Here is a 22,552-nt window from a genome sequence, read left to right on the forward strand (position 1 = left end):
CAACGGTGAAGGACTTGCCGTCACCATCGGAAGAACACCAACACCCCAGCAATGCCGGAGCCGGCACCCAGCAAAGAACGCTTCAGTCTCTGCTGTAGCTTTGGTCGCGATAGAAAAGCAACCTTTGCGAGTGTTGATGGACACACGCTCATGCTGAGCGGTGTCTCAGCCGATAGGAGGATCTTAAGACTTTTCCCAGATTTTTCAAGTCCCCTTAACCAACCGCCTGCGGTTCTGTCGTCATCCGCCCATCTGTACCCATGCAGCTGACGGATCGCTTTCTTGGTTTTGCCGATCAGCAGCTTGAGGGGATCTCAGGGGGTTCGGGGCTGCGCCGTCTCGGGCTGTATCTGAGTCAGCCCGCGGCGGATCAGAGCCCCTCCCTCGTCCTGATCCGCCAGTGGTCCATCGATGACCGGCAGCTGCCGCCCGCCGACAACGATCCTGAACTGCGCCTGCCTGCCCGCGGGCGTCGCTGGTACCCGCTGCAGGACGGTGATCTGATCCTCGGAGCACTGCGGGCTGATCTGGATCCCAGAGAGGATTGGACCGCGGATCTGGATGCCCGGCTTCGCCTCTGTGCCGGAGCGATCAGCCACGGCCTCTCCAGAGAACTGGAATGCCTTCAGCTGCGTGACCAGCTGACGCAGCAGAAGGATCAGCTCCGCACACTGATCCATCAGCTGCGGAATCCCCTGGCGGCGCTGCGCACCTATGCCCAGCTGCTGCTCCGCAGGCTTGAAGCGGACAGTCAGCACCGTTCCCTCGTGGAGGGGGTGTTGACGGAACAGAACCAACTCGGCCGTTACATCGATGCCCTTGCCGGCCTGGGAGGACCGACACTTCCGGCAACCGGTGATCCTTCCGCGCCACTCCTGCTGCCCCCCGGCCCAGCCGAATCCGACATCACCCTCAAGGAACGGCTGGTTCCGCTGATCGAACGGGCGAAAGCCATGGCCAATCTGCAGGGACGGCCCTGGTCTGGGCCTGAGCAATGGCCCGCGTGGTCCGAACAGACCACGGGCGGGGCTGCGGTGAGTGAGATCGTTGCCAACCTGCTGGAGAACGGATTCCGCTACAGCCCCCCGGGCTGTGCCATCGGCCTGGCCCTGATGGAGGACGGTCTCGCGGTCTGGGATGCCGGACCACCCATCGCGGAACATGAGCGCAGCCGAATCTTCGAGCGGGGCGTGCGCGGAGAGGCCGGACAGGAACGGCCAGGAACAGGCCTGGGCCTGTCCCTCGCCCGCCATCTGGCAGAGCGGAACGGCGGAAGCCTGCAGCTGTGCGTCAGGCCCGGCGACCAGCCTGTGGTCTCTCCAAGTTCTGATCTGCCGGCGCTTGGCAACCTGTTCAGGCTGACGTTGCCGCCGGTATCAGGGAGAGAACCAGAAGCGTGAAGCCCTCGGTCAGCACCAGCGCGGCCCCGTAAGAGTCACCCGTGTGCCCGCCGAGCCGTCGTCCGAGTCGATCAGCACAGAGGACGGCGACAGGCAGACCCACCAGGGCCGACACAGGATCTGAGAGCCATGCCAGGAGGGGCAGCGCCAGCAGTGCCGGGACCGCATCCAGCCACGGGCGGCCATGCCGCCGATGGAAGGCCGCGGAACCCTCCGGCCGCAGATAGTCGAACCGCGCCATCGCCCAGAGCGGCGCCACCCGCGCCCAGAACCCCGTCAAAAGCAGCGCGATGGGAGCAAAGGATCCCAGTTGGATCAGCGCAGCCACCTCCAGAAGGAGCAGCATCACCAGCGCCAGAACACCGCTGGCACCGACACGACTGTCCTCCATCGCGATCAGACGACGCTCCACCCCTGCGGCCAGACCATCGGCGGTGTCCATCAACCCGTCGTGATGCAGCCCCCCGCTGAGCCAGATCCCAACAGCAAGCACCAGCGGAGCCAGCGCGATCGGCGACCAGCCCAGCTCTGTCAGCACCCACCAAAGAGCCGCCTGCGAGCTGCCGATCAGAAGGCCGATCCAGGGTGCGAAGCGAGCGATGCGTCTGAACCGTGGCGGCGGCCATGGCCAGGCCGGCAGCACGGTGTAGAAAATCCAGGCTCCGGCGAGATCCGCGAGCCAACAGGGCGGGGTCCGCGCGATGGCCATGCCGGGTGGGTCAGCTCTCACCGTAGGTTCAGCGCAGGGGTGCCACGGACTTGTTCGGCTTCCAGATCACAGCGCATTGCCCGCGGACAGCTGCCCGCTGCGGCCGCTTCACAACGCCTCACGGGGTGGTTCAGACCCCTCGGTTCATGCCGGTGGGGACCCTGGCGACGGTGAAGGGCGTCAGCACCGGGCAGTTGCAGGAGACCGGCGCCCAGATGGTTCTCTCCAACACGTACCACCTGCATCTCCAGCCGGGGGAGGACATCATTGCCGAGGCGGGTGGTCTCCACCGCTTCATGGGCTGGAGCGGTCCGATGCTGACCGATTCAGGCGGCTTCCAGGTCTTCAGTCTCGGCGATCTGAACCGCATTGATGACCGTGGAGTGGTGTTCCGGAACCCGCGCGATGGACGGATCATCGACATGACACCCGAACGCGCCACATCGATCCAGATGGCGCTGGGTGCCGATGTGGCCATGGCCTTCGATCAGTGCCCTCCCTATCCGGCCACGGAAAATGATGTGGTGGATGCCTGCCGGCGCACCCACAGCTGGCTGGAACGCTGCGTCAACGCCCACACCCGTGAGGATCAGGCCCTGTTCGGCATCGTCCAGGGCGGTTGTTTCCCCCATCTGCGACGGGAGAGCGCCCGCGCGGTCTCGGCCTTCGAGCTGCCGGGCATCGCCGTCGGTGGGGTGAGTGTCGGAGAACCGGTGGAGGAGATGCACCGGATTGTGAGGGATGTCACCCCTCTCCTCCCCGTGGACCGCCCGCGCTACCTGATGGGAATCGGAACCCTGCGGGAGATGGCCTTGGCTGTGGCGCACGGCATCGACCTGTTCGACTGCGTGCTGCCCACCCGGCTGGGCCGTCATGGCACGGCCCTGGTGGGAGGCGAACGCTGGAATCTTCGCAACGCGCGCTTCCGCCATGACCACACTCCCCTCGATCCAAGCTGCCGCTGCATCGCCTGCACAGGCCACACGCGGGCCTATCTGCATCATCTGATCCGCAGCGACGAATTGCTCGGCCTGACCCTGTTGAGCATCCACAACATCACCCAGCTGATCCGCTTCACCAACGCCATGGCGGCAGCGATTCAGGACGGTTGTTTTTCAGAGGATTTCGCTCCCTGGGAGCCGGACTCCCCAGCTCACCACACGTGGTAGCGTCCAGCCCTCGCCCGAATCGACACCAGGGATGGCCGCTTACACCCTCGACCTGCTGGCACAGCTGCCCGAGGCCTACCAGGCCTTCTCTCCACTGATCGACATCCTGCCTCTGATTCCGGTCTTCTTCCTGCTGCTTGCCTTCGTCTGGCAAGCATCCGTCGGCTTCCGCTGAACACCCGGTTCAGGCCCGACCCTTCCGCAGCACATCCCAGACGAAGGCCGGCAGTGACAGCATGCGACGCCAGCGGCTCGGTTCCTGAAGCAGCCGGTAGAGCCACTCGATCTGCCATCTGCACATCCAGGCGGGAGCACGACGTTTGACGCCTGCCCAGACGTCAAAACTTCCCCCAACACCCATCCAGACACCACTAGCGCCCTGGCAGACCCGCTGGGACCAGGTTTCCTGGCGAGGCACGCCAAGGGCGATCAGCACAAGATCCGGCTTCAGGTCCCGCAGTTCAGCCTCCAGACCCGGCCAGGCCTCGGCAGGCTGGTAGCCGTCCACCGCCAAAGCCAGATTCAGGCCAGGAAGGCGCTGCGGCAGGTCCCGCCGCAGCACATCCATCACAGCAGGCGCTGATCCCACAAGGGCCACGCGCCATTGATGAGCCGCTGCGTAGCGAAGCAAGCTCCAGGCCAGCTCGATCCCGGCGCTCTTCACCACGTTCACCCCCTGCAGCGACAGGGCCCAGACCACTCCGGCACCGTCCGGAATCACAAGATTCGCCGTGGCGATGGCTTGGCCAAGCTCCGGGTTGGCCCGGGCCGCCATGGTCATCTCGGCATTGAGCGTCACGATGCGGCCGCCACCGGCGGCATGCAGTCCGACCGCTGCCGCACGCACATCGCGACAGGCATCAACGGGAACTCCGAGAACGCTGCAGCGGCGACGGTCGTCGGGGTTGGTGCTCACGGGATCGATCACCGAAGGGCGGCGTTGGAGAATTTAAGGATGGTGGTGGAGCGGCTCATGGTTGTGTCGGCAACGGAGACCGTCAGCGACCCAAGCCAGAGCGACCGGATCCTGGAGCGACTGGATCGATCGATCGAAAGGGTGGTGCTGCAGCGACAGGACCCGATCAGCGGACTGCTGCCTGCCAGCACCGCCCACACCGTCCACGGCGATTACGGCGATGCCTGGGTGCGGGACTGCGTCTATTCCATCCAGTGCGTGTGGGGGCTTGCCCTCGCCCACCGACGACGTCATGGCGCGCGCTGCAGTCGGGCCTGGGAGCTGGAACAGCGGGTGCTGGCCCTGATGCGGGGTCTGCTGCGATCGATGATGCGGCAGGCCGGAAAAGTGGAGCGGTTCAAGAGCAGCCTCGACCCCGGCGACGCCCTCCATGCCAAATACGACAGCCGCAGCGGTGAGCCCGTGGTGGCCGATCACGCCTGGGGTCATCTGCAACTGGATGCCACCTCGCTCTATCTGCTGCAGCTGGCCCAGCTCAGCCGCGGCGGTCTCCCCGTCATCCAGAGCAGGGATGAAGCGGACTTCATTCAGAACCTGATCTACTACGTGGCGAGGGCCTACAGGACCCGCGACTACGGCATCTGGGAACGGGGCGACAAGGGAAACCATGGGCTGCCGGAACGCAACGCCAGTTCCATCGGAATGGCGAAAGCCGCCCTGGAGGGGCTCGAGGGGTTGGACCTCTTCGGCCACCACGGTGACGGCAGCCGTCAACTGCTGATTCCTCAGGGAGCCATCGTGCGGCTGAGACGGGCGCTCGAGAGCCTTCTCCCCCGGGAATCGGCCAGCAAGGAAGCCGACAGTGCCTGCCTCTCGGTGGTGGGCTACCCCGCATGGGCGGTGGAAGACCGCTCTCTGATCGAGCGAACGGTGCGACGGCTCCGACGGGAACTCGGCGGCGCCTACGGCTACAAGCGGTTCCTTCGCGACGGGCACCAGACACCGGTGGAGGACGTTTCACGACTGCATTACGAGCCGGAGGAGTTGTCGGCCTTCGAGGGGATCGAATCGGAATGGCCGCTGTTTCTGGCCTTCGAACTGGTGACGGCCTGCTGTGAAGAACGGTGGGACGACGCCCGCCGCTGGCGAGCCCGACTCACCCCCTTGGCGGTGGAGCAGGACGGGGAGCAGCTGTTCCCGGAGTTGTACCGGGTACCCGACGACAAGGTGGACCAGGAACGCCAGGTCCCCGGCAGTCAGCCCCGCCAGGCGAACGCCAACCTGCCGCTGATCTGGACCCAGAGCCTGGTCTGGGTGGGAGACATGCTGCTCGCACGACTGATCACGCCGGAGGACCTGGACCCCTGCGAACGGCGTTCACCCACCACCCTTGGAGCCGAAGCGGTGCTGGTCGCCATGGCTGCCGAGACACCATCTGTGCTGGAGGCGCTGATGGCAGCAGGTCTGCCGGTGGACGGCGGCGGCGACGTGACGGTGCGGGCCTCCGCCGAGCTGAGTGACGATCTCTGTGTGCTGGGAAGCAACGCCAAGCTCGGGCTCAGTGGTCAGCCGGGACAGCGCATTGAAACCGAGGAAACCGCCCGGTTCTACCGCCGGCGGGGCATCGCCATGGCCCATACGGCTGCGGTGCTGGAGGACAGCAACAGCTATCTGGCCGATGACCCGTTGCAACTGGCGGACACCGTTGTGGATGAACTGCATCTGCTCCAGCGCCACTGGCGTGGGGAGGGGCTGCCCCTGCTTCTGATCCCGGTCGGAGCGGAGGCGCTGCAACGCCACCCGGAGGCCTTCCTGAAACTCGGTCATACCCTTCAGTCGGGTGAGATCGCCGGAATCCCGGTCCGGTTCGACCGGCTGAGCGAGCTGGCGCCTCACGGACAGTGGCAAGCGCTTCCAGAGCCCTCCGATGCACCGACCAGGCAGCGGCGCGTCCGCGACCAGTCACCACCGCTGCTGCGCGACGCCACTGATCTCAGGGACCTGACGGCCGCCGAGGAGCAGGAACTGGATGAGACCTCGATCGAAGAACTGCAGATTCGGCTCTGGAACAGCGCTTCTCTGCACGAGCAGGCCGAAGTGCTCGAACTGCTGCAGCAGCGACAGGGCGGCGGTGGGATCCAGGGGACCAAGCAGGGGCAGCCCGTGGATATCGATGCGCTGTTGGACGAGGTCTATCACCGGGGACTTCATTGCGGAGACTGGAGTGTCGTGCGTCGCTGCGCCGGCGCCATGGGGATGGTGCATCCCCAGCTGGAGGATGCCCTCACCGATCTGCTGGTCCGTCAGAAGCAGGTGGTCGTCGGTCGCAACTACACCGCCGACTCCCGATTGAGCACGCCGCAGGACAGCAGTGCGATCGCGGCTCTGATCGATCGCACCAGCGGCCGCGACGGTCGCGAACGGATGCTGGAACAGGAACTGCTGCTCGCCCTCGACAGCGTGGCCCGACGCGAGCCGGATCTCCTCAAGGGCAGCCTGACGCTCCAGCTCGGACAACTGCTGCTGCTGCTCACCTCGGAACTGGCCGCCGAGCAGCAGCTCAGTCAGGACGAGGCCTTTGAAGCACTCTGCAACGAGGCACCGCACGCGGTCCGCTGTCGTCTGCGTGCCGTCTTGACGGACGTGGATCACGCCCGCGCGGCACTGAAGCGGGGGGAACAGCTGCATGTGAGCGGCCGCGTGCAGTGGAAGGTGCCTGATCCGCTGGCGGAGCCTCCCAGCAGCGGGGACTGGTTGCAGCACCGCATCCGACTCGGGACGCTGCAACGGGTTCCCCGCGATTTCTACGCCGGCATCTGGTCCCTGCTGCAGCACTGCCGCGGCCTCGTGATCGGGGACAAGCTGGAGCGCCGCAACCGACTCAACAGCCGTCTGATCCTGGAAAAGACAGCTGGGGAACGCAACTTCGCCACCCAGGTGGAGCACCTGCTGAGCCGGATCACGGCTCCGGAGTACCGGCAGCTCTGCACCGAATGCCTGCTCTCCCTGATGGCCTTCGTGGAGGCCAACCCGGAGGTGCGATTCGATGACGATCTCGCCCTGGATGTGGTGATCGGCCATGCCGTGCGTGTCGGTTGGCAGCAGGGCCACCCTGAGCAGGACCCCAGCTCCTACGCACAGCACAAAGCCATGGCCTGGGGTCAGTTCTACGGCTCCTCCCCGGATGTGTGTCGCCGCTGGCAGATCGCAGCCCTGCGGGAACTGGCGGAACAGGAAGGGCTGGTGTGATCGGAGATCAGATCGGCTCAGTGAGCGGCACGCCCATGTCGGGATGCTCGACCGCCTGCTCGATCAGGTCCGCCAGTCGCAGCGCCCTGGACGCCTGCTGACCATCCACGGCCGGGGTCTCCCTGCCCCGGACGCACTGCAGGAAGTGTTCCAGTTCGGCGTAGAGCGGCTCGATCGACGTGGTGCTCACCTCCTCGATGAAGCCGTCATTTCGGTACAGGAGCTCGCCATGGTCCGCGGAATACCACTCATGGGCGCGGCGATGGATGTGAAGGGTGTGGTTGAGAAAATCCGTCTCCACGAGGCTCGAGCGGCAATGCGCACTGAGGCTGCGGATCTTGCGGTGACTCATCTTGCTGGCGGTGAGACTGGCCACGACGCCGTTGTCGAAACCGAGGGTGGCGTTGACGTAGTCGATCGGGCCTTCGGAGCTGCGACCTCCGGCCGCGGCGAGACGCACCACCGGCGCCTGGGCCAGCTCCAGCACGAGATCGATGTCATGAATCATCAGGTCCAGAACGACCGAGACGTCGTTGGCTCGATCGGCATGAGGACTGTGGCGGCGCCCTTCCAGGACCACCACCTCCTCATTCGCCACCACCTTCGTGAGTTCCCGGAACGCGGGGTTGAACCGCTCGATATGGCCAACCTGGAGCAACCGGCCGGCACGCGTGGCCGCCTCGATCAGCGCCGCAGCTTCATCCTGGCTGGCCGCGATCGGCTTCTCGATCAGAGCGTGAAGGCCGGCATCAAGGCAGGCCATGCCGACGGAATGATGCAGAAGGGTCGGAACCGCGATGCAGACCGCCTCCACCTCCGAAAGCATGGTCCGGTAATCCGCGAACCAACGACACCCGAACTGCTCGGTTGCCAGCTGTCCCCGCGCTGCATCCGGATCGGCCACACCCACCAGATCCGCATCCTTGAGCAGGCTCAGCACCCGGGCATGGTGCCAACCCATGTTGCCGATACCTATCACCCCGACCTTCACCGGAACCATGGGGTCGGGAGACATCAGCGAGCCCTGGACGCAGGGGGAGATTATCGGGGATTCACTTGTCATCCTGAGTCTGATCCGGCAGGACCAGACGGACCCGCTCGATCCGCGGCCCGGCCATGGCTGTGATTTCGAACTGAAGACCGTTGAAGCGCAGGGCTTCTCCGGGGGACGGGATGTGCTGCAGCCGCTCCAGCAGGAACCCCGCCAGCGTGTGATGGTCGTCTGCCTCGGGCAGCTCGAGGTTCAGCTGCCGGTTCAGCTCGAAAATCTCGAGATCACCCGCCACCAGCCAGATCCCCGGTTGATCCTCAACCGGCTGCAACTCGGGCTCATGGGGGTCGTGCTGCAGCTCGTCCCCCACGATCTCACCGGTGAGATCCGCGGCGGTCACCAGACCCTCGGTGCCACCGTGTTCATCCACCACAAGAATCAGAGGCTGCCCGCTGCGGATCATCGGCAGCAGTTCAGCGAGGGTGCTGGTCTCCGGCACGCGCACGGCTGGCTGCAGATAGGGCTCCAGGGGAGACTCGGCAACCAGTTCACCCCGGGAGATCGGTTCCGCCATCTGCCGTAGATCGAGAATCCCCCTGACGTCATCCAGCGACTGCCCGATCACCGGGAAACGGGCATGGCGCGTGTGGTGGACGGCTTCCATCATCTGAGCGAACCGCACGTCCACCGGCAGGGTCACCATCCCCGACCGCGGAACCATGACCTCACGGACCTGGGTATCGCGCAGCGCGAAGACCCCCTCGAGGATGTTGCGCTCGTCCGGGAAGAGACCCGTGACCCGGCCGGATTCGATCAGGGTTTCCAGCTCCCCGGCCGAGAGCACCGGCACCAGGGCATCCCACTGGGGCGCCAGTCCTGCCAACCGCAGCAGAAGTGCCGACAGCGATTCCAGGACATTGATCAGCGGGGACAGACAGCGCATCACCGTCTCCAGGACAGGAGCCAGCCGCAATGCCGCCGACTCGGGACGATTGAGCACCCAGGCCTTCGGCAAGAGACCGGCAACGAGCGTCGCGCTCAGAACGATTGTCAGAAACAGCCCCGTATCCAGCCAGACAGCGCCGGCAGTTCCGTCCGGCCAGAGCCGCATGCCGAGTCCACGACCAGCCCAGCCGAGCGCGACGATGGCGAGAGTCGCTCCCAGCTGGGACACCATCAGAGCCCGTTTGAGGTGACGCTGCAGGCGCTGAACAGCTGCCGCGCCGCGCAGCCCTTCCTCCACCAGCACCTCAACGCGGCTGGGTCGCAACCGCAGCAGTGCGATTTCGGCAGCGGCAAAAAAAGCCGGCAGGACCATGAGCAGGACCAGCAGGAACAGCCGCATCAGAAGAAGTGGATGGGGGTCGCGAGGATCGAACTCGCCTTAGGCGAATTATGAGTTCGCTGCATTCACCAGATTGCTAGACCCCCGGGGTCCTGCCTGAGTGTTACCACAATGGAGCTGTCCCTGGGACGCTCCCGGACAGACCAGCACTGAATCCATTCGGCAGATCCATGGTCCTCCAGGGAATCGCAGGACTCTGCTGCTCCAGCAGAGCAGCCGTGGTGTTGTGAATCGCACTGCTGTCCCAGATGATCGTCTGATCGGGGAATCCCAGACCCATCCATCGGTTGCCATCCGTTCCACCCAGAGCGACACCGAACAGGTCAGTGATCTGATGCATCAGATCGACCCCCCTGGCATAGGGAGCGGTCCAGGTGAAGAAGCGTTGAGTGACCAGCTCTGAGGTGGACTGAACCGGCTCGCAGACCGTGACCTCCACCGGGGCCGTTCCCGGCTCGCCGACCTCCAGGGAGCTGCTGCAGAGGACAGGACCTGCCTGGACTGGAAGAGCAGCCACCTGCATCAGGAACAGCAGAAACGGAACCGACAGCAGCCGCTGCATCGCGGGACGTCATGCCTCTGAGCGCAAACTAAGGAACGTTGTTGCGTGCGGCCAGTCCCATGCCCAGTCCTCCGGCCCCCGCGGAAGACCCGACCAGGCTCCTGCTGAAGCGCCTTGCCATGGAGGCTTACCGACGGGGGACGTTCAAGCTGGCTTCAGGCCGCCAGAGCGAGCATTACGTCAACTGCAAGCCGGTGAGTCTCAGCGGTCGGGGCCTGGCTCTGATCAGCACAGCCATGCTGGCTCATGTGGAGGAGGACGCCGCCGCCGTCGCCGGTCTCACCCTTGGGGCTGACCCGCTCGTGAGCGGGGTGGCGATGGCGGCGGCCCTGTCCGGCAGGCCTCTCGATGCTCTGATCGTGCGCAAACAGGCGAAGGGCCATGGAACTGCCGCCTGGCTGGAGGGTCCTCTGCCGGCGCCAGGATCGATCGTGACCGTTCTCGAAGACGTTGTGACCACAGGAGGTTCAGCCCTCAAAGCCGTGCAGCAGCTGCAGGACGCCGGCTTCCGCGTGCAGCGGGTCGTCACCATCGTGGATCGGGAGGAGGGAGGTGCAGCCGCAATGGAATCGGCCGGGCTGGAACTGATCAGCCTCTATCGACTTTCAGAGGTGGCCGGATGCGCCCTGGAGCTGGCGGCATGACCGCAACGCTGCTCTGGCAGGACGACTTTCCGCTGCTGCGGCTGGAGGGGCCGGGAGCCCGTGACTTTCTCCAGGGTCAGACCAGTGCCGACCTCAAGGAGATTCCAGAAGGTGTTCTGGTCCAGAGTTGCTGGCTGAGCGCCACAGGACGGCTGAGGGGGCTGCTGGAGATCCGGATGGATCCGACGGGCGCGGATGTTCTGGTGCTGGCTGGTGAGGCCGACGCCATCACCAATGGCTTCGATCAGGTGATCTTTCCGGCTGATCGCGTCCGCGTCAGCGCTGGCAGACGCCAACAGCGTCTTCAGACCCTTCCCGACGCTGACACCGTGGCCTGGCTGCTCCCGGGGCAGGGGCTTCCGAAGGACTGCTCGGACCTGCCACTGGCGGATGCTGATGCCCTCGAACAGTGGCGACTCCTTCAGGGTTGGCCGTCGAGCCAAGAGCTGACAGGCGACACCAATCCCTTTGAACTTGGCCTGGCGAGGCGGATCAGCCTGTCAAAAGGTTGCTACCTCGGCCAGGAAACCATGGCCAAGCTGGCGTCGAGCGGTGGGGTGAAGCAGCAGCTGCGCTGCTGGAGCAGCACAGCTGCGATCAGTGCCGAAGCGAAACTCGGATGCAACGGTGACCGTGCTGGTGTCGTCACCTCCAGCCTGGAGGTGACGCCAGGTCAACGCTGGATCGGTCTTGCGCTGGTGCGCCGGCAATGGCTGCAGGAAGCGGAGCTTGAGGGACCGGAAGGTCAATGTCTGATCCTTCAGCGGCCTGGAGGGTTTCAGGACCCGCCGGTTTCTGCCGGTTCCTCCTGATCAGGAGCACCATCCCGCTTCAGCAGCCATTCAGCGACAGCCCAGGTCGCCAGACAGTCATCGCGGTTGTACCGGAAGATCCGATCCAGGGCATGGGAATGTCCCCGGCGTCGTTCACCTTCCCCCTGCCACTGACGCCACCAGAGCAGCGCACGGGCCCCATCGGCGCCGGCCTGACCCCAGCGGAATCCACGCCAGGCCGCAACGGATTTGAGTCCGTAGCTGTTCAGCGGCAAGCGCCAGTGGCTGCGCACCCTGGCGTGCACATCCACGAGCCGCTGCCGCAGGTCGGTGAGATCAGCATCCGCAACTCCCTGGCGCTGGGCCATGCGTCGCAGGGCCAAAGACTCCGTTTCTCCGTAATGCAGCACGGGCCAGGAGGCGAATCGATCCAGCAGGCACGTCAACCGTCTCCAGCTGCGTTCCTCCGGATGGTCCTGAAGCATCAGGACAGGGTGGTATTTCGCGGCATGCGGCAGCCAGGCCCCGCTGGAATCCCTGGGCAGGCAAACGAAACCATGCAGGAAATCGTGACGGGCGTCGGGATCCGACTCGATGTCGTACAGCAGAACTCCGGGCGCTGTCTCAAGCTCCGGCACAGCCGGTGACCTCAGCAGACGTTCCACCCGGCCGTCCCGCTGGACCCGTGCCTGGGCCACCAATGTGCGCGCCACCACGCCGTGCTGATCGCCGAAGCGTTCCATCTGCGCCGCCAGCCGATCGGGTTCAGCCGCCGCCAGATCCTCGAGGCCGCGGATACCGATCTCCATCAGCATTTCGCGCCGACGGGCGCCGATGCCGCTCACCTCACTGAGATGCCCCTCGGAGGCGGCAACGGCGTTGCAACTGACTCGCCAGCTGCAGAGAGAACACTTGCGACGATCCGCCGCCAGCGCCGGAGGTTGGGAACGCTGCAGATCCTGGCCCAGCTTTCGCAGAGCCTCGCTGAGCTGGCGACGGAGACCTGAAGACAATCCGACCCGGTCCCGCTCCAGCCGCCGACCGGATCCCCCCAGCACCAGCAGGTCCTGGACAGGACTGTCCTGAACCTGCTCCAGAAGATGGCCCATCAGGGCCAGGGGCAGCTGATGTTCCCTGGTGAGACGACGACCCTGACGGGCGATGACCGGCTGGTAGGCGAAAGCCCCCCAGCGGCTCTGTCCCTTCACCCGTCGAAGCAGGGGTGGATGGGCCTCGAGCGGCTCCCCGGAAGGACCGGTGCCCTTCAAGCGCAGACCGACAACCGACTCGGCACCATCGCGACAGGACGCCTCTCCCCGTCCGGGAGGCTGCCGTAGAAGCGCCGCGAAACACCGCTGCTGATCATCGAGCTGAAGATTGCGATGCGCGGTCCACAACCGATCAGCCGCATCACCATGACGATCCAGCCACGCCTTGCGCCGACAGCGCAGCCAGCTGCGCAGCAAACGATCGGTGAGAGCGTTGTCGGCAGGCGGGGTGTCACCCATGAGGCGACCCTACGGCGCGCAACTGCTAGATCCTGTTCGCTGCCAGGTGTTCCATGTCCTCAGCCCCCCTGCCTCTGCACCCTGCTCCGATCCGATTCGGCACCGATGGCTGGCGTGGCGTTCTCGGGGTGGACATCACGGTGGAACGCCTGCTGCGTGTGGCGGCGGCAGCGGCTCAGGAACTCGCCCATCGCGCCCCGGCAGGCCTTGAGAGTCGCACCGTCGTGATCGGCTATGACCGGCGCTTTCTGGCACCTGAACTGGCCGAGGCGATCACAGCCGCCGTCCGCGGCAGCGAGCTGGAACCACTGCTCACCGAGACAGCTGTGCCCACACCCGCCTGCAGCTGGGCGGTTGTTGAGCGACGTGCCCTGGGCGCTCTGGTGATCACCGCCAGTCACAATCCCTCCGAATGGCTGGGGCTCAAGATCAAGGGGCCCTTCGGTGGTTCGGTGGAGGGTGACTTCACCGCCGCTGTGGAGAGACGACTGGCTGCCGCTGGGATCACAGCTCCGATTCAGGGAACGATCCACCGCTTCGACGGAAGGCGGGAGCATCTGGAGGGTCTGCGCCGCAAACTCGATCTGACGGCCCTGAGAGAGGGACTCAGGTCCATGAACCTGAAGGTGATCGTCGACCCGATGCATGGCTCGGCGGCGGGATGTGTCTCCGAGCTTCTGGACTGCTCCGGCGATGGTCTGGTGGAGGAGATCCGCAGTGAGCGCGACCCACTGTTCGGCGGTCATCCGCCGGAACCGCTGGCTCCTTACCTGAGCCAGCTGATCACTGCGGTGCAGGCTTCAACGGCAGCGGGGACGCCGGCGGTCGGACTGGTGTTCGACGGAGACGGAGATCGGATCGCCGCTGTGGATGAAACGGGCCGGTTCTGCAGCACCCAGCTGCTGATGCCGCTCCTGATTGATCATCTGGCTCGGGCCAGGCAACTGCCTGGAACCGTGGTGAAGACCGTGAGTGGCTCGGACCTGATGCGCCTGGTGGCCGAGGGGCTCGGGCGCGAGGTTCAGGAGCTGCCCGTGGGTTTCAAATACATCGCTGCGGAAATGCTGGCGGGTGAGGTCCTCATCGGCGGAGAGGAATCAGGCGGTGTCGGATTCGGAATGCACCTTCCCGAGCGAGACGCCCTGTTCGCGGCGATGCTGGTGCTGGAAGCCCTGGTGGAGAGCGGGCAACCGCTTGGGGCACGTCTGAATGACCTGCAGCAGCGCCACGGCGGAGCCAGCCATTACGACCGGCTCGACCTGCGGCTGGCCGATATGGACGCCCGCCGGCGGCTGGAGACCCTGCTGGCGGATGCACCACCGGAGGAGGTCGCCGGCACCGCCGTGCAGAGCGTGATCAGCACGGACGGCATCAAGCTCCGACTGGGACCGAGCCACTGGCTCATGCTGCGCTTCTCGGGCACCGAGCCGTTGCTGCGTCTCTACTGCGAAGCCCCCGATGCCGAACGGGTCAACGCCGTGCTGAGCTGGGCCCGACGCTTCGCCGAAGCCGCATGAAACGTCTGATCATCGCCAGTGGAAACCAGGGCAAGATCCGCGAATTCCAGGGTCTGCTCGGCGCGCTTCCTCTGGACGTGCAACCCCAGCCCAGCGGTCTGGACATTGAGGAGACCGGCGCCAGTTTCGCCGCCAATGCCCGCATCAAGGCTCGGGCCGTGGCGGCCGCCTGTGGCGAATGGTCCCTGGCCGATGACTCGGGCCTGAGTGTCACGGCCCTGGACGGAGCCCCCGGTGTGCATTCGGCGCGCTATGCACCCACGGATCCCGAGCGGATCGCAAAACTGCTGGATGCTCTGGGTGAGGTTGAGGACCGTTCTGCCTGCTTCATCGCTGCCCTTTGCCTGGCCGCACCCGACGGGACGGTGCTGCTGGAGGTGGAGGGTCGCTGTGAGGGCTCGATCACCACTGAGCCCCGCGGCGACGGAGGCTTCGGCTACGACCCCGTCTTCGAGGTGTCGGGCACCGGCCTCACCTTCGCCGAGATGCCGCTCAGCGAAAAGAAGCATCACGGGCACCGGGGGCGGGCTTTCGCCCAGCTGGAACCAGGCCTCAGGGAGCTGCTTCAGGCCGCCTGAACACACCCAGGTGCTCTGTGTCACGGGGGGCTGAAAAACGAGTCCTGTACGGTGAACCCTGCCGCTGACGAGGTTCATGGCCATCGCCATGACCACGGGTTACAGCGCGCAGACCGAAGGCGCACTCCTCTGCATCGAAGCCGCCTCGGACTGGGCCTTGACTTGTGTTGACCAACTGGCTGTCTCTGACAGTCACGTGCTGATCGATTACGGAGCCGCCGACGGCGGCACTGCCGTCGGTCTCTGGAATCAAGTGCTGGATCGCCTGCATGGCAACCAGCCCGAGGCCCACCTGACCCTGATCGGCAACGATCTGCCGAGCAATGACAACGTCGCTCTGGCCGAGAACCTGGCCCTGCAGATCCCGCGCCCTGCGAAACCGACGGTGCTGGTGAGTGCCCGCAGCTTCTACGAACCCTCCGTGGGGCCGAACACGGTGAGCTTCGGCTTCTCCGCCACCGCGATGCACTGGCTGAGTGCATCACCTGGCCAGCTGGAGACGCATACCCATGTGCTCGCCTCAGGGGATGCGGAAGCACTGGAGCGCTTCACAACCCAGGCGATGAAGGACTGGACGTTCATCCTCGAACTGCGCAGCCGCGAACTGAAGGTCGGCGGGCGCCTGCTGACCGTGAACCTCTCCCGCGATGGGGAAGGCCGCTATCTGGGTCACAACGGTGGCGAAACCCGCAACGTGCATGACCAGCTGCATCAGATCTGGCGTGGCCTGGCTGATGAAGGCGTGATCTCCGAGGAGCAGTACCGCAGTGGAACGGTTCTGAATTTCTACAAGTCTCCAGAGGAGTTCATGGCTCCGCTGAAGGACACCACCTCAGCGCCCTATCGCAACGGCCTGCGGCTGGTGAACGAACGCACGGTGTATGTGAAGTGCCCGTACCGCCGCCGCTGGAACGAGAACGGAGACACCGCTGCTTTTGCAGCAGGACTGATGGCCACCATCCGCAGCTGGAGCCGGCACAGCTTCGCCAGCGTGGCAGGAGACAGCGTCGCTGATCAGGTTTACACGCAGCTGGAGCAACGCATCGCTGAAGCTCCGAGTGAGTGGAGCCTGGATTACGTCGAGCACCACCAGATCATGGAGAAGGTCGCCTGATGACAACCCAAACAAGACCCACACCGAGTGTCTCGGTGCTTGCCGAGCACGTCTCGGATCACCTCTCGGTGTTCGTGGTGGCGGAGGACACCGACGCCAAGCGACCTGCCAACGGTGGCCTTCGTCTTCTCAATTACCCCAGTGATGAAGCCTGCATCGCTGATGGCGAACGTCTTGCAGGGTTGATGACCCACAAGCACGATCTCTATGGCACCGGTTTCGCCGGCGGCAAGATCGTGGCCCGGGCCTCGGAGCCTGCAGCGGTCAAGGATGAACTGATCAACATCACCGCCGAGCTGCTGCAGTCGCTCGACGGAGCCATGATCACCGGCTGTGACCTCAACACCAGCCTTGAGGACATGGAGCGGCTGACCGAGCTCACACCGCACGTGCTGGCTGCGGTCGGCAGTCCGGTGGATGCCAGTGCTGCCACGGCTCACGGCACCCTGGGCGCCGTCGAAGCCGTGCTGGAGACGGACCTGAAAACTGCCAAGCCCGGGCGCGCCCTGGTGCACGGATGCGGCGCGGTGGGAGGCACCGTCGCCCGCGCCCTGGTGGACCACGGCTGGACGGTCTTCACCGTGGATCTCAGTCGTGAACGGGCTTCCATACCCGGCGCGACGCCGCTGCCGCAGGGATGCTCCTGGTGGGAGCTGAAGCTGGACCTGCTGCTGCCCTGCTCCATCTCCGGCCTGATCGATGCAGCCATGGCAGACGCCCTGCGCACGGAGGCCGTGGTTCCGGCTGCCAACGCCCCCTTCCAGAACCCGCAACTGGCCGATGAGCTGCGCCGCCGTGGCATCCGTGTGCTGCCGGATCCCCTGGTGAATGCCGGTGCCGTGATTGCCGATTCCATCGAGCGGTTCTCCCCGGAGGCCTGGAACAACGCCGGTGCGGAGGACGTGTATTCCTTCGTGCGCTGCGAGGTCCGGCAGCGGGCCGCCAACTACCTGAGTCGGCGCGATCAGGGGCTCTCGGTTGGGGCTGCTCTGGTGGACGTGGCTGAATCCAGCAGCGACCCCATCGGCCTCAGCTTCGGAGATGCCGCATGACCCAACCCTCCTCTCTGCCGTCCCAGGCCGCTGTCGTGATCATCGGCGGCGGAATGGCCGGGCTCAGCTGCGCCGCCTCCCTGGCCCGTCACGGCATCGGCGATGTGGTGCTGCTGGAGGCCAGGACACTGGCCCATGCCAGGGCGAGCAGCTTCGGAGAAACCCGGATGTTCCGCGAGATGTACTCCGATCCGGTGCTCTGCAGGCTTGCTCAGGAGGCCAATCGCCTCTGGAGGGAGGAGGAAACCCATGCCGGAGAGCAACTGCGCGAAACGCACGGACTGCTCTTCTATGGCGAAAGCTGGGATGAGGAAACGATTGAGGGATCGATTCCCGGCGCCCGCCGCGTGATGGACGACCAGGGCATTCCCTATGAAGCCCTCCGTGCTGAAGAGATCAAGGCACGGTTTCCGCTGAACCCGAAACCGGACTTCACCGGACTGTTCGAGCCCACCGCCGGCGCGGTGCGCAGTGACAAGGTGATCGCCCACTGGACCCGCACCGCCCGCAACGCAGGTCAGCAGCTGATCGAACACTGCCCCGTGGCCGGCATCGATCCCGATGGCGCGGGCGTCACCCTCGAGAACGGCCATCACATCAGCGCAGGCCAGGTGGTGGTGACCAGCGGCATCTGGAGTCAGCTGCTTCTGGCTCCGCTGGGGCTGGCTCCGAAACTCGAGGTCTGGCCGATGCTCTGGGCCCATTACACCGTCGATCCGGCCCTGGCCGATCGCTATCCCCAGTGGTTCTGCTTCCAGCAGGAACGCGGGGACGACGGCGGTCTCTATTACGGCTTCCCCGTTCTCAGCCACACGGCTGATGGCCGCCCGCGGATCAAAGCCGGGATCGACTGGGCTCCCCAGGAGCTCCGCGTGGCCGAGCCCAATGCCATGGCCACGGAGCCGCCGCCAAGGCTTGTGGAACTGCTTGACACCTTTCTGTTCAACAACGTTGAAGGCGTGCAGGAGCGCGTGGAAACGGTGATGAGCCCCTACTCCATGACCAGTGATGTGAATTTCGTGCTGGATCGGCTCAGCCCGAACCTCAGCCTGTTCACGGGAGGCTCCGGTCAGGCCTTCAAGTTCGCCCCGTTGATCGGGGACTCCCTGGCACGACTGGCCAGTGGGAACCAACCCGCCGTTGATCTGTCCTGCTGGAGCCACCAGCGCACAGCTGTCCGTCTCTGAGCCCGTTTTCCATGTCTGATTCCGCCAAGACCCCACGCCACTGGATCCGGGAAAGCCCTCTCTGGGTCGGGGCCGGACCGCTGCTGATCTTTCTGCTGGTGGCTGCTGTCGATCTCACCCTGGCTGAAACCTTCACCAGCGAAGGCAAGGCCTTCGTGAGTTCCCTGCTGGGAGGTGTCTGGCTCTGGATGGTTGTGGTTCTGTTCCTGATCGCCATGGGCATGGCCATCAGCCCCCTCGGCAGCCTCAGGCTCGGAGGGCCCGAGGCAAAGCCCAGCCTGAAATTCTTTGACTGGTGTGCGGTGCTGATCTGCACCCTGCTGGCAGGGGGAGGAGTGTTCTGGTCCGCTGCCGAACCGCTCACCCATTTCCAGTCCCCGGCGCCCCATTTCCAAGGCATCGAAGGCAGCAGTGCGGCTGCGGTGGACCCGGCTCTTGCGGTCAGCTTTCTCCACTGGGGTTTTCTGGCCTGGGCTCTTGTCGCCACCACCGTGACGATCACCTTCTCGATCCTGGAGCGACGTGGTGAGCCACTCCGGCCGCGAACCCTGCTGGTGCCGTTGCTTCCCAAAGCCATGGTGGAGGGGCCGATCGGCGCACTTGCCGACGGACTCTCCGTGGTTGCTGCCATCGCAGGCACCGTCGGACCGCTGGGGTTCCTGTCGCTTCAGCTCAGCAATGCGGCGGGAAAACTGCCGTGGCTCAGTGACACGGCCGGCATGCAATCCCTGGTTGTTGTGCTGCTGACGGCGGTGTTCGCCACTTCAACGGTGAGTGGCATCCAGAAGGGCATCAAGTGGCTCTCTGAACTGAACGTATGGCTGACGCTGGCCATGGCGAGCGGACTGCTGCTGCTCGGCCCTGGCTGGTTTCTGATCCAGCACTTCGTGAGCGGATTTTCCACCTACCTGACGCATCTTCCCCAGATGGCTCTGAACCGGACCTCTGCCAACGAGGGCTGGGTCAATGGCTGGACCGTTTTCTATTGGGGCTGGTTTCTTGGATATGCACCCCTGATGGGCCTGTTCACTGCAGGAGTCAGCCGCGGACGGACCATCCGGGAGCTGGTGCTGGCCGTGGCGATCCTCTGTCCGTTGGTGACCAACATCTGGTTCACACTTCTCGGCGGCACCGGCATGGCCCTCGAGCTGGATACAGCGGGGGCCATCAGCGGTCCCCTTGCCGCTGAGGGACACGCAGGAGCGCTGCTGGCGATCCTCCAGCAACTTCCCATCTCGGGAGTGTTCATCCTGGTGGGCCTGGTGCTGGTGGTGCTGTTCATGTGCACCAGTGCCGATTCGATGAGCTACGCCGCCGCGATGGTGGTGAGCGGTCGCCAGGAGCCCCCAGCCGCACTGCGCCTGTTTTGGGCTCTGATCATCGGCAGCCTGACGCTGGTGCTGCTGCGGATCGGATCGGGTGCCGATTCCATCGATGCCCTCCAGGCATTCATCGTGATTGCCGCCGTCCCGGTCACACCGCTCGTGCTCGGAACCCTGTGGAGCGCCCCCCGCCTGGCCTGGAAGGAGCTGTCGAGAATCAACACCCAATCTCTGTGATTAGGGATCAAAACAGGCAGTAATCCAGCTGCATGCGCACCGCGATCTGTGGATCCGGAGCTTCATCCGGCCTGAATGGCGCATCCTCTGAAACTGATTTCAGCATCGGCCGCGGAATGCCGCCGATGCTGGTTCTGTTGATGCGGATCAGCTTCACCCTGGCTGCACCGATGGCTTTGGCCGTTCTCTCAGCTTCCTGTTTGCCACGCCGCAGACCAGCCTGCATCAAGCTCTGCTTCAACGTCTCCGAATCGTCCTGATCAGGGATCGACTGCATCCCCACAAGGCGAACTCCGGGCAACCGTCCGACCGACTGAATCAGTGTGTTGTAGTTCCCCCTTTTCATCTCACCGGACACGCGCACACGGCTGCTCTGACGGGATGTGGTGGGCGAAGAAACCGTGAGCGTCCCTGATACCAGGGGATTGAGCTGCAAGCGAAGCGTTGAGAGTCTCTGATTGAGCTGATCCATGGCCGCCTGCTCGCGATCTCCCTCACCATTGAGCAGGAGATGGAAACGGAAACGATCGATGGAGAGTGGGCCGGTCTCGTTGATCGACAGCTGCAGCACCGTGCCGGCGCAAGGAGGCTCCTGAGCCTGCACGGCAGCTGTTCTGGGGACAACAGCTGTTGCTGCCATGGCTGTACCCAGTGCAGCAAGCACGAGATTGATCGTTCGACGAACTGAACTGCGCAACTTGATCGAGCTGCTGCTTCCTTCGATATAGATCCGCTGCACACACTGAATGTGTCCAGTGGATGTGCAGAAGGGGCCTGGTTGTGTGCAGATCCGACTGAGCTGTCAGTGGGTCGGAGCCCAGCTGCCGTGCAGACCGTGGGGGACAGGCAGAGGCAGCTCCAGCAACGCCACCTCAGACAGATCGCGCGCATCAAGGATCACCAGATCCGATGCCTGGCGGGCTCCGTTCCAGACCAGGTCCAGCACCCAGCCGTCATCCTCCGCCTCAGCACCGGGGCGGCGCACCATCAGCGGCTCACTCACAAATCCGCGGGGTGCAGCACTCCACGTGTGGGTGGTGCCGGACTTCAGATCAAGCTTCTGAATCGCCTGAAGCGGATCGTTGCCGGTTTCCCGCTCCGCCACCGCCATCCAGGCGTACTGGGCACTCAGCCCCTGACGGTCTGGATTCACCATGGCGAACTCGCAGGTGCGCTCTGAGATCCGCTCGGTCTGCACGGTTTCACGGCTCAAATCAAGGCGGCAGCGGTGCAGGATCCCTTCAGGCACCGTGTCGAAATCCACCTCAGCGAAATCCTCATCAGGACCGATCGTGGGGAAGTCGTCGTACACGATGCTCTCCACGACCACGTGATCGCCGTCCTCAAAGGCGTTGAGGTGGTGGAAGACAAATCCATCGGGGGCCTCGAGGATGCGGGGCTTCTGGCCGGCGAAACGACCGGAATCCCGCGGGATCAGCCAGAAGCGCCCCTTGCCGCCCGGCTTGGACTGCAAACACTGGGCTGCTCCTTTCTCACCGGTGACGAAGGGCAGGGGGTTGAAAGCGATGGCGTTCTGCAGGAACACCGCCCAGTTGGCGGTGATGGCGAAATCATGCAGAAAAGCGAAGCCTGGAAAGCTGTCGGAGCGGTCGTGAAGCAGCGCACCGGCGTCCGGACCTTCGGTGGCGAACTCCATCAGCCGGATGGTGCTGCGGGGCCCGGTTTTGACCCCGAAGGTGACCATGCAGGGGCGGCCGTGGTGACCTGGATCAAACCGAGGATGGGCACTGAAGGCTTCACCCTTCTTGAGCACACCATCCAGACGCGAGAGTCCGCGGGTCTCCAGGCTCTCAGGATCAAGGGCATGGGGTTCAGCGGCCTCCCAGAGGGCCAGCAGCTGATCACCCAGGCGCACCACATTGGTGTTGGCGATGTTCTTCAACCGCAGGTCGAAGGCGTTGGCCAGCCGCCCGCCGGGCTTCTGGCTGCCGAACACACCGCGATACAGCACCTTGTCCGCCTTCTCCTCCGCCAGCCAGCCCTCCGTGCGCACGAAGCGGTTGGTCAGCTGCACGCGTCCGTTGTCGAAACGCATGGCGGCGATCATGCCGTCGCCATCGAAGGGGTGATGAACGCGATGTCCGTCACGCTCGAGGCGACCGGGACCGTTGCGGTAAAACGTCCCGCGGAGTTCCACCGGCACCGCTCCACGAACGGGCGACAGCGCCACATCGGTGAGCTCCTGTTCCACATTGACGAAGGCACTGGCCCAGTCGCTGCGGTTGTAGGGGCGGGCAGGAGCGACGGTCACGGGCAGG

General features: G+C 64.8%; 20 protein-coding genes and 1 tRNA gene. 12 read left to right on the top strand and 9 right to left on the bottom strand.

Annotated elements, in window-relative coordinates; all coding sequences use genetic code 11:
* Positions 1-260 precede the first annotated feature (260 nt).
* Positions 261-1,400 (top strand): sensor histidine kinase, encoded by a 1,140-nt coding sequence (locus ACJ0G7_RS05980; RefSeq protein WP_407395416.1) that lies wholly within the window; start codon positions 261-263, stop codon positions 1,398-1,400.
* Here the strand turns inward: ACJ0G7_RS05980 and ACJ0G7_RS05985 are convergent.
* A complete protein-coding gene (locus ACJ0G7_RS05985) occupies positions 1,354-2,109 on the bottom strand; it encodes an adenosylcobinamide-GDP ribazoletransferase (RefSeq protein ID WP_407395417.1) in 756 nt (251 codons plus the stop codon). The two genes, ACJ0G7_RS05980 and ACJ0G7_RS05985, sit on opposite strands and share 47 nt — an antisense overlap.
* Before the next feature lie 50 nt (positions 2,110-2,159).
* Here ACJ0G7_RS05985 and tgt point away from each other — a divergent pair, with 50 nt between their 5' ends.
* Together tgt and ACJ0G7_RS05995 are read left to right on the top strand one after the other, a co-directional pair.
* The gene (gene tgt / locus ACJ0G7_RS05990) at positions 2,160-3,278 is read left to right on the top strand and encodes a tRNA guanosine(34) transglycosylase Tgt (protein WP_043694521.1); all 1,119 of its coding nucleotides are present in this window, start codon (positions 2,160-2,162) and stop codon (positions 3,276-3,278) included.
* Between the two features lie 31 nt (positions 3,279-3,309).
* On the top strand, positions 3,310-3,453 hold the full coding sequence (locus ACJ0G7_RS05995; protein ID WP_043694518.1) for a photosystem II reaction center protein K: 144 nt from the start codon (positions 3,310-3,312) through the stop codon (positions 3,451-3,453).
* 9 nt (positions 3,454-3,462) lie between these two features.
* Here ACJ0G7_RS05995 and ACJ0G7_RS06000 read toward each other — a convergent pair whose 3' ends face one another.
* Positions 3,463-4,203 (bottom strand): WecB/TagA/CpsF family glycosyltransferase, encoded by a 741-nt coding sequence (locus ACJ0G7_RS06000; RefSeq protein WP_407395856.1) that lies wholly within the window; start codon positions 4,201-4,203, stop codon positions 3,463-3,465.
* 48 nt (positions 4,204-4,251) lie between these two features.
* Here ACJ0G7_RS06000 and ACJ0G7_RS06005 point away from each other — a divergent pair, with 48 nt between their 5' ends.
* Positions 4,252-7,443 carry a glycoside hydrolase family 15 protein gene (locus ACJ0G7_RS06005; protein WP_407395858.1) on the top strand — a complete coding sequence of 1,064 codons (3,192 nt, stop codon included), beginning with the start codon at positions 4,252-4,254 and terminating at the stop codon, positions 7,441-7,443.
* A gap of 7 nt (positions 7,444-7,450) precedes the next feature.
* Here ACJ0G7_RS06005 and ACJ0G7_RS06010 read toward each other — a convergent pair whose 3' ends face one another.
* The 4 genes from ACJ0G7_RS06010 to ACJ0G7_RS06025 form a co-directional block, all read right to left on the bottom strand.
* Entirely contained in the window at positions 7,451-8,458 is a 1,008-nt protein-coding gene (locus ACJ0G7_RS06010) for a Gfo/Idh/MocA family protein (RefSeq protein ID WP_043694516.1), read from the bottom strand.
* Between the two features lie 37 nt (positions 8,459-8,495).
* Positions 8,496-9,779, bottom strand: coding sequence for a hemolysin family protein (locus ACJ0G7_RS06015; RefSeq protein WP_043694514.1), 1,284 nt, complete (start codon positions 9,777-9,779; stop codon positions 8,496-8,498).
* A 13-nt stretch (positions 9,780-9,792) separates the two neighbouring features.
* Positions 9,793-9,865, bottom strand: a tRNA-Ile gene (locus tag ACJ0G7_RS06020).
* Positions 9,866-9,882: 17 nt separating this feature from the next.
* On the bottom strand, positions 9,883-10,341 hold the full coding sequence (locus tag ACJ0G7_RS06025) for an occludin/ELL family protein (RefSeq protein ID WP_407395418.1): 459 nt from the start codon (positions 10,339-10,341) through the stop codon (positions 9,883-9,885).
* A gap of 59 nt (positions 10,342-10,400) precedes the next feature.
* On the opposite strand from ACJ0G7_RS06025, the gene pyrE reads away from it, so the two are divergent.
* Entirely contained in the window at positions 10,401-10,985 is a 585-nt protein-coding gene (gene pyrE, locus ACJ0G7_RS06030) for an orotate phosphoribosyltransferase (RefSeq protein ID WP_407395419.1), read from the top strand.
* On the top strand, positions 10,982-11,797 hold the full coding sequence (locus ACJ0G7_RS06035; RefSeq protein ID WP_407395420.1) for a YgfZ/GcvT domain-containing protein: 816 nt from the start codon (positions 10,982-10,984) through the stop codon (positions 11,795-11,797). The genes pyrE and ACJ0G7_RS06035 overlap by 4 nt, the downstream gene beginning before the upstream one ends.
* Here ACJ0G7_RS06035 and ACJ0G7_RS06040 read toward each other — a convergent pair.
* Positions 11,764-13,266 (bottom strand): TM0106 family RecB-like putative nuclease, encoded by a 1,503-nt coding sequence (locus ACJ0G7_RS06040; protein ID WP_407395421.1) that lies wholly within the window; start codon positions 13,264-13,266, stop codon positions 11,764-11,766. The genes ACJ0G7_RS06035 and ACJ0G7_RS06040 overlap by 34 nt on opposite strands.
* 53 nt (positions 13,267-13,319) lie before the next feature.
* Here ACJ0G7_RS06040 and ACJ0G7_RS06045 point away from each other — a divergent pair, with 53 nt between their 5' ends.
* The 6 genes from ACJ0G7_RS06045 to ACJ0G7_RS06070 all read left to right on the top strand — a co-directional run bounded on the left by ACJ0G7_RS06045 (position 13,320) and on the right by ACJ0G7_RS06070 (position 20,273).
* Entirely contained in the window at positions 13,320-14,783 is a 1,464-nt protein-coding gene (locus tag ACJ0G7_RS06045) for a phosphoglucomutase/phosphomannomutase family protein (RefSeq protein WP_043694506.1), read from the top strand.
* The gene (gene rdgB, locus ACJ0G7_RS06050; RefSeq protein WP_043694503.1) at positions 14,780-15,361 is read left to right on the top strand and encodes an RdgB/HAM1 family non-canonical purine NTP pyrophosphatase; all 582 of its coding nucleotides are present in this window, start codon (positions 14,780-14,782) and stop codon (positions 15,359-15,361) included. The genes ACJ0G7_RS06045 and rdgB overlap by 4 nt, the downstream gene beginning before the upstream one ends.
* 76 nt (positions 15,362-15,437) lie before the next feature.
* Positions 15,438-16,475 carry an SAM-dependent methyltransferase gene (locus ACJ0G7_RS06055; protein WP_043694499.1) on the top strand — a complete coding sequence of 346 codons (1,038 nt, stop codon included), beginning with the start codon at positions 15,438-15,440 and terminating at the stop codon, positions 16,473-16,475.
* The gene (locus ACJ0G7_RS06060) at positions 16,475-17,527 is read left to right on the top strand and encodes a Glu/Leu/Phe/Val dehydrogenase dimerization domain-containing protein (protein ID WP_043694496.1); all 1,053 of its coding nucleotides are present in this window, start codon (positions 16,475-16,477) and stop codon (positions 17,525-17,527) included. The genes ACJ0G7_RS06055 and ACJ0G7_RS06060 overlap by 1 nt, the downstream gene beginning before the upstream one ends.
* Positions 17,524-18,714 (top strand): FAD-dependent oxidoreductase, encoded by a 1,191-nt coding sequence (locus tag ACJ0G7_RS06065; RefSeq protein ID WP_407395422.1) that lies wholly within the window; start codon positions 17,524-17,526, stop codon positions 18,712-18,714. The genes ACJ0G7_RS06060 and ACJ0G7_RS06065 overlap by 4 nt, the downstream gene beginning before the upstream one ends.
* Positions 18,715-18,725: 11 nt before the next feature.
* A complete protein-coding gene (locus ACJ0G7_RS06070; RefSeq protein WP_407395423.1) occupies positions 18,726-20,273 on the top strand; it encodes a BCCT family transporter in 1,548 nt (515 codons plus the stop codon).
* Positions 20,274-20,280: 7 nt separating this feature from the next.
* Here ACJ0G7_RS06070 and ACJ0G7_RS06075 read toward each other — a convergent pair whose 3' ends face one another.
* Entirely contained in the window at positions 20,281-20,913 is a 633-nt protein-coding gene (locus ACJ0G7_RS06075) for an SIMPL domain-containing protein (protein WP_407395424.1), read from the bottom strand.
* A 162-nt stretch (positions 20,914-21,075) separates the two neighbouring features.
* Positions 21,076-22,545 (bottom strand): carotenoid oxygenase family protein, encoded by a 1,470-nt coding sequence (locus ACJ0G7_RS06080; RefSeq protein ID WP_407395425.1) that lies wholly within the window; start codon positions 22,543-22,545, stop codon positions 21,076-21,078.
* Between the last annotated feature and the right edge of the window lie 7 nt (positions 22,546-22,552).

The organism is Parasynechococcus sp. (assembly GCF_045559935.1).
GTDB lineage: Bacteria > Cyanobacteriota > Cyanobacteriia > PCC-6307 > Cyanobiaceae > Parasynechococcus.

What these genes read in the sequence shown, in the direction of transcription:
- ACJ0G7_RS06070 (WP_407395423.1), top strand. Translation starts at nt 18,726, where the DNA reads ATGTCTGATTCCGCCAAGACCCCACGCCACTGGATCCGGGAAAGCCCT.
- ACJ0G7_RS06065 (WP_407395422.1), top strand. Translation starts at nt 17,524, where the DNA reads ATGACCCAACCCTCCTCTCTGCCGTCCCAGGCCGCTGTCGTGATCATC.
- pyrE (WP_407395419.1), top strand. Translation starts at nt 10,401, where the DNA reads ATGCCCAGTCCTCCGGCCCCCGCGGAAGACCCGACCAGGCTCCTGCTG.
- ACJ0G7_RS06045 (WP_043694506.1), top strand. Translation starts at nt 13,320, where the DNA reads ATGTCCTCAGCCCCCCTGCCTCTGCACCCTGCTCCGATCCGATTCGGC.
- ACJ0G7_RS06015 (WP_043694514.1), bottom strand. Translation starts at nt 9,779, where the DNA reads ATGCGGCTGTTCCTGCTGGTCCTGCTCATGGTCCTGCCGGCTTTTTTT.
- ACJ0G7_RS06025 (WP_407395418.1), bottom strand. Translation starts at nt 10,341, where the DNA reads ATGCAGCGGCTGCTGTCGGTTCCGTTTCTGCTGTTCCTGATGCAGGTG.
- ACJ0G7_RS06035 (WP_407395420.1), top strand. Translation starts at nt 10,982, where the DNA reads ATGACCGCAACGCTGCTCTGGCAGGACGACTTTCCGCTGCTGCGGCTG.
- rdgB (WP_043694503.1), top strand. Translation starts at nt 14,780, where the DNA reads ATGAAACGTCTGATCATCGCCAGTGGAAACCAGGGCAAGATCCGCGAA.
- ACJ0G7_RS06040 (WP_407395421.1), bottom strand. Translation starts at nt 13,266, where the DNA reads ATGGGTGACACCCCGCCTGCCGACAACGCTCTCACCGATCGTTTGCTG.
- ACJ0G7_RS06060 (WP_043694496.1), top strand. Translation starts at nt 16,475, where the DNA reads ATGACAACCCAAACAAGACCCACACCGAGTGTCTCGGTGCTTGCCGAG.
- ACJ0G7_RS05995 (WP_043694518.1), top strand. Translation starts at nt 3,310, where the DNA reads ATGGCCGCTTACACCCTCGACCTGCTGGCACAGCTGCCCGAGGCCTAC.
- ACJ0G7_RS06010 (WP_043694516.1), bottom strand. Translation starts at nt 8,458, where the DNA reads ATGTCTCCCGACCCCATGGTTCCGGTGAAGGTCGGGGTGATAGGTATC.
- ACJ0G7_RS05985 (WP_407395417.1), bottom strand. Translation starts at nt 2,109, where the DNA reads ATGGCCATCGCGCGGACCCCGCCCTGTTGGCTCGCGGATCTCGCCGGA.
- ACJ0G7_RS06055 (WP_043694499.1), top strand. Translation starts at nt 15,438, where the DNA reads ATGGCCATCGCCATGACCACGGGTTACAGCGCGCAGACCGAAGGCGCA.
- ACJ0G7_RS06075 (WP_407395424.1), bottom strand. Translation starts at nt 20,913, where the DNA reads ATGGCAGCAACAGCTGTTGTCCCCAGAACAGCTGCCGTGCAGGCTCAG.
- ACJ0G7_RS06005 (WP_407395858.1), top strand. Translation starts at nt 4,252, where the DNA reads ATGGTTGTGTCGGCAACGGAGACCGTCAGCGACCCAAGCCAGAGCGAC.
- ACJ0G7_RS05980 (WP_407395416.1), top strand. Translation starts at nt 261, where the DNA reads ATGCAGCTGACGGATCGCTTTCTTGGTTTTGCCGATCAGCAGCTTGAG.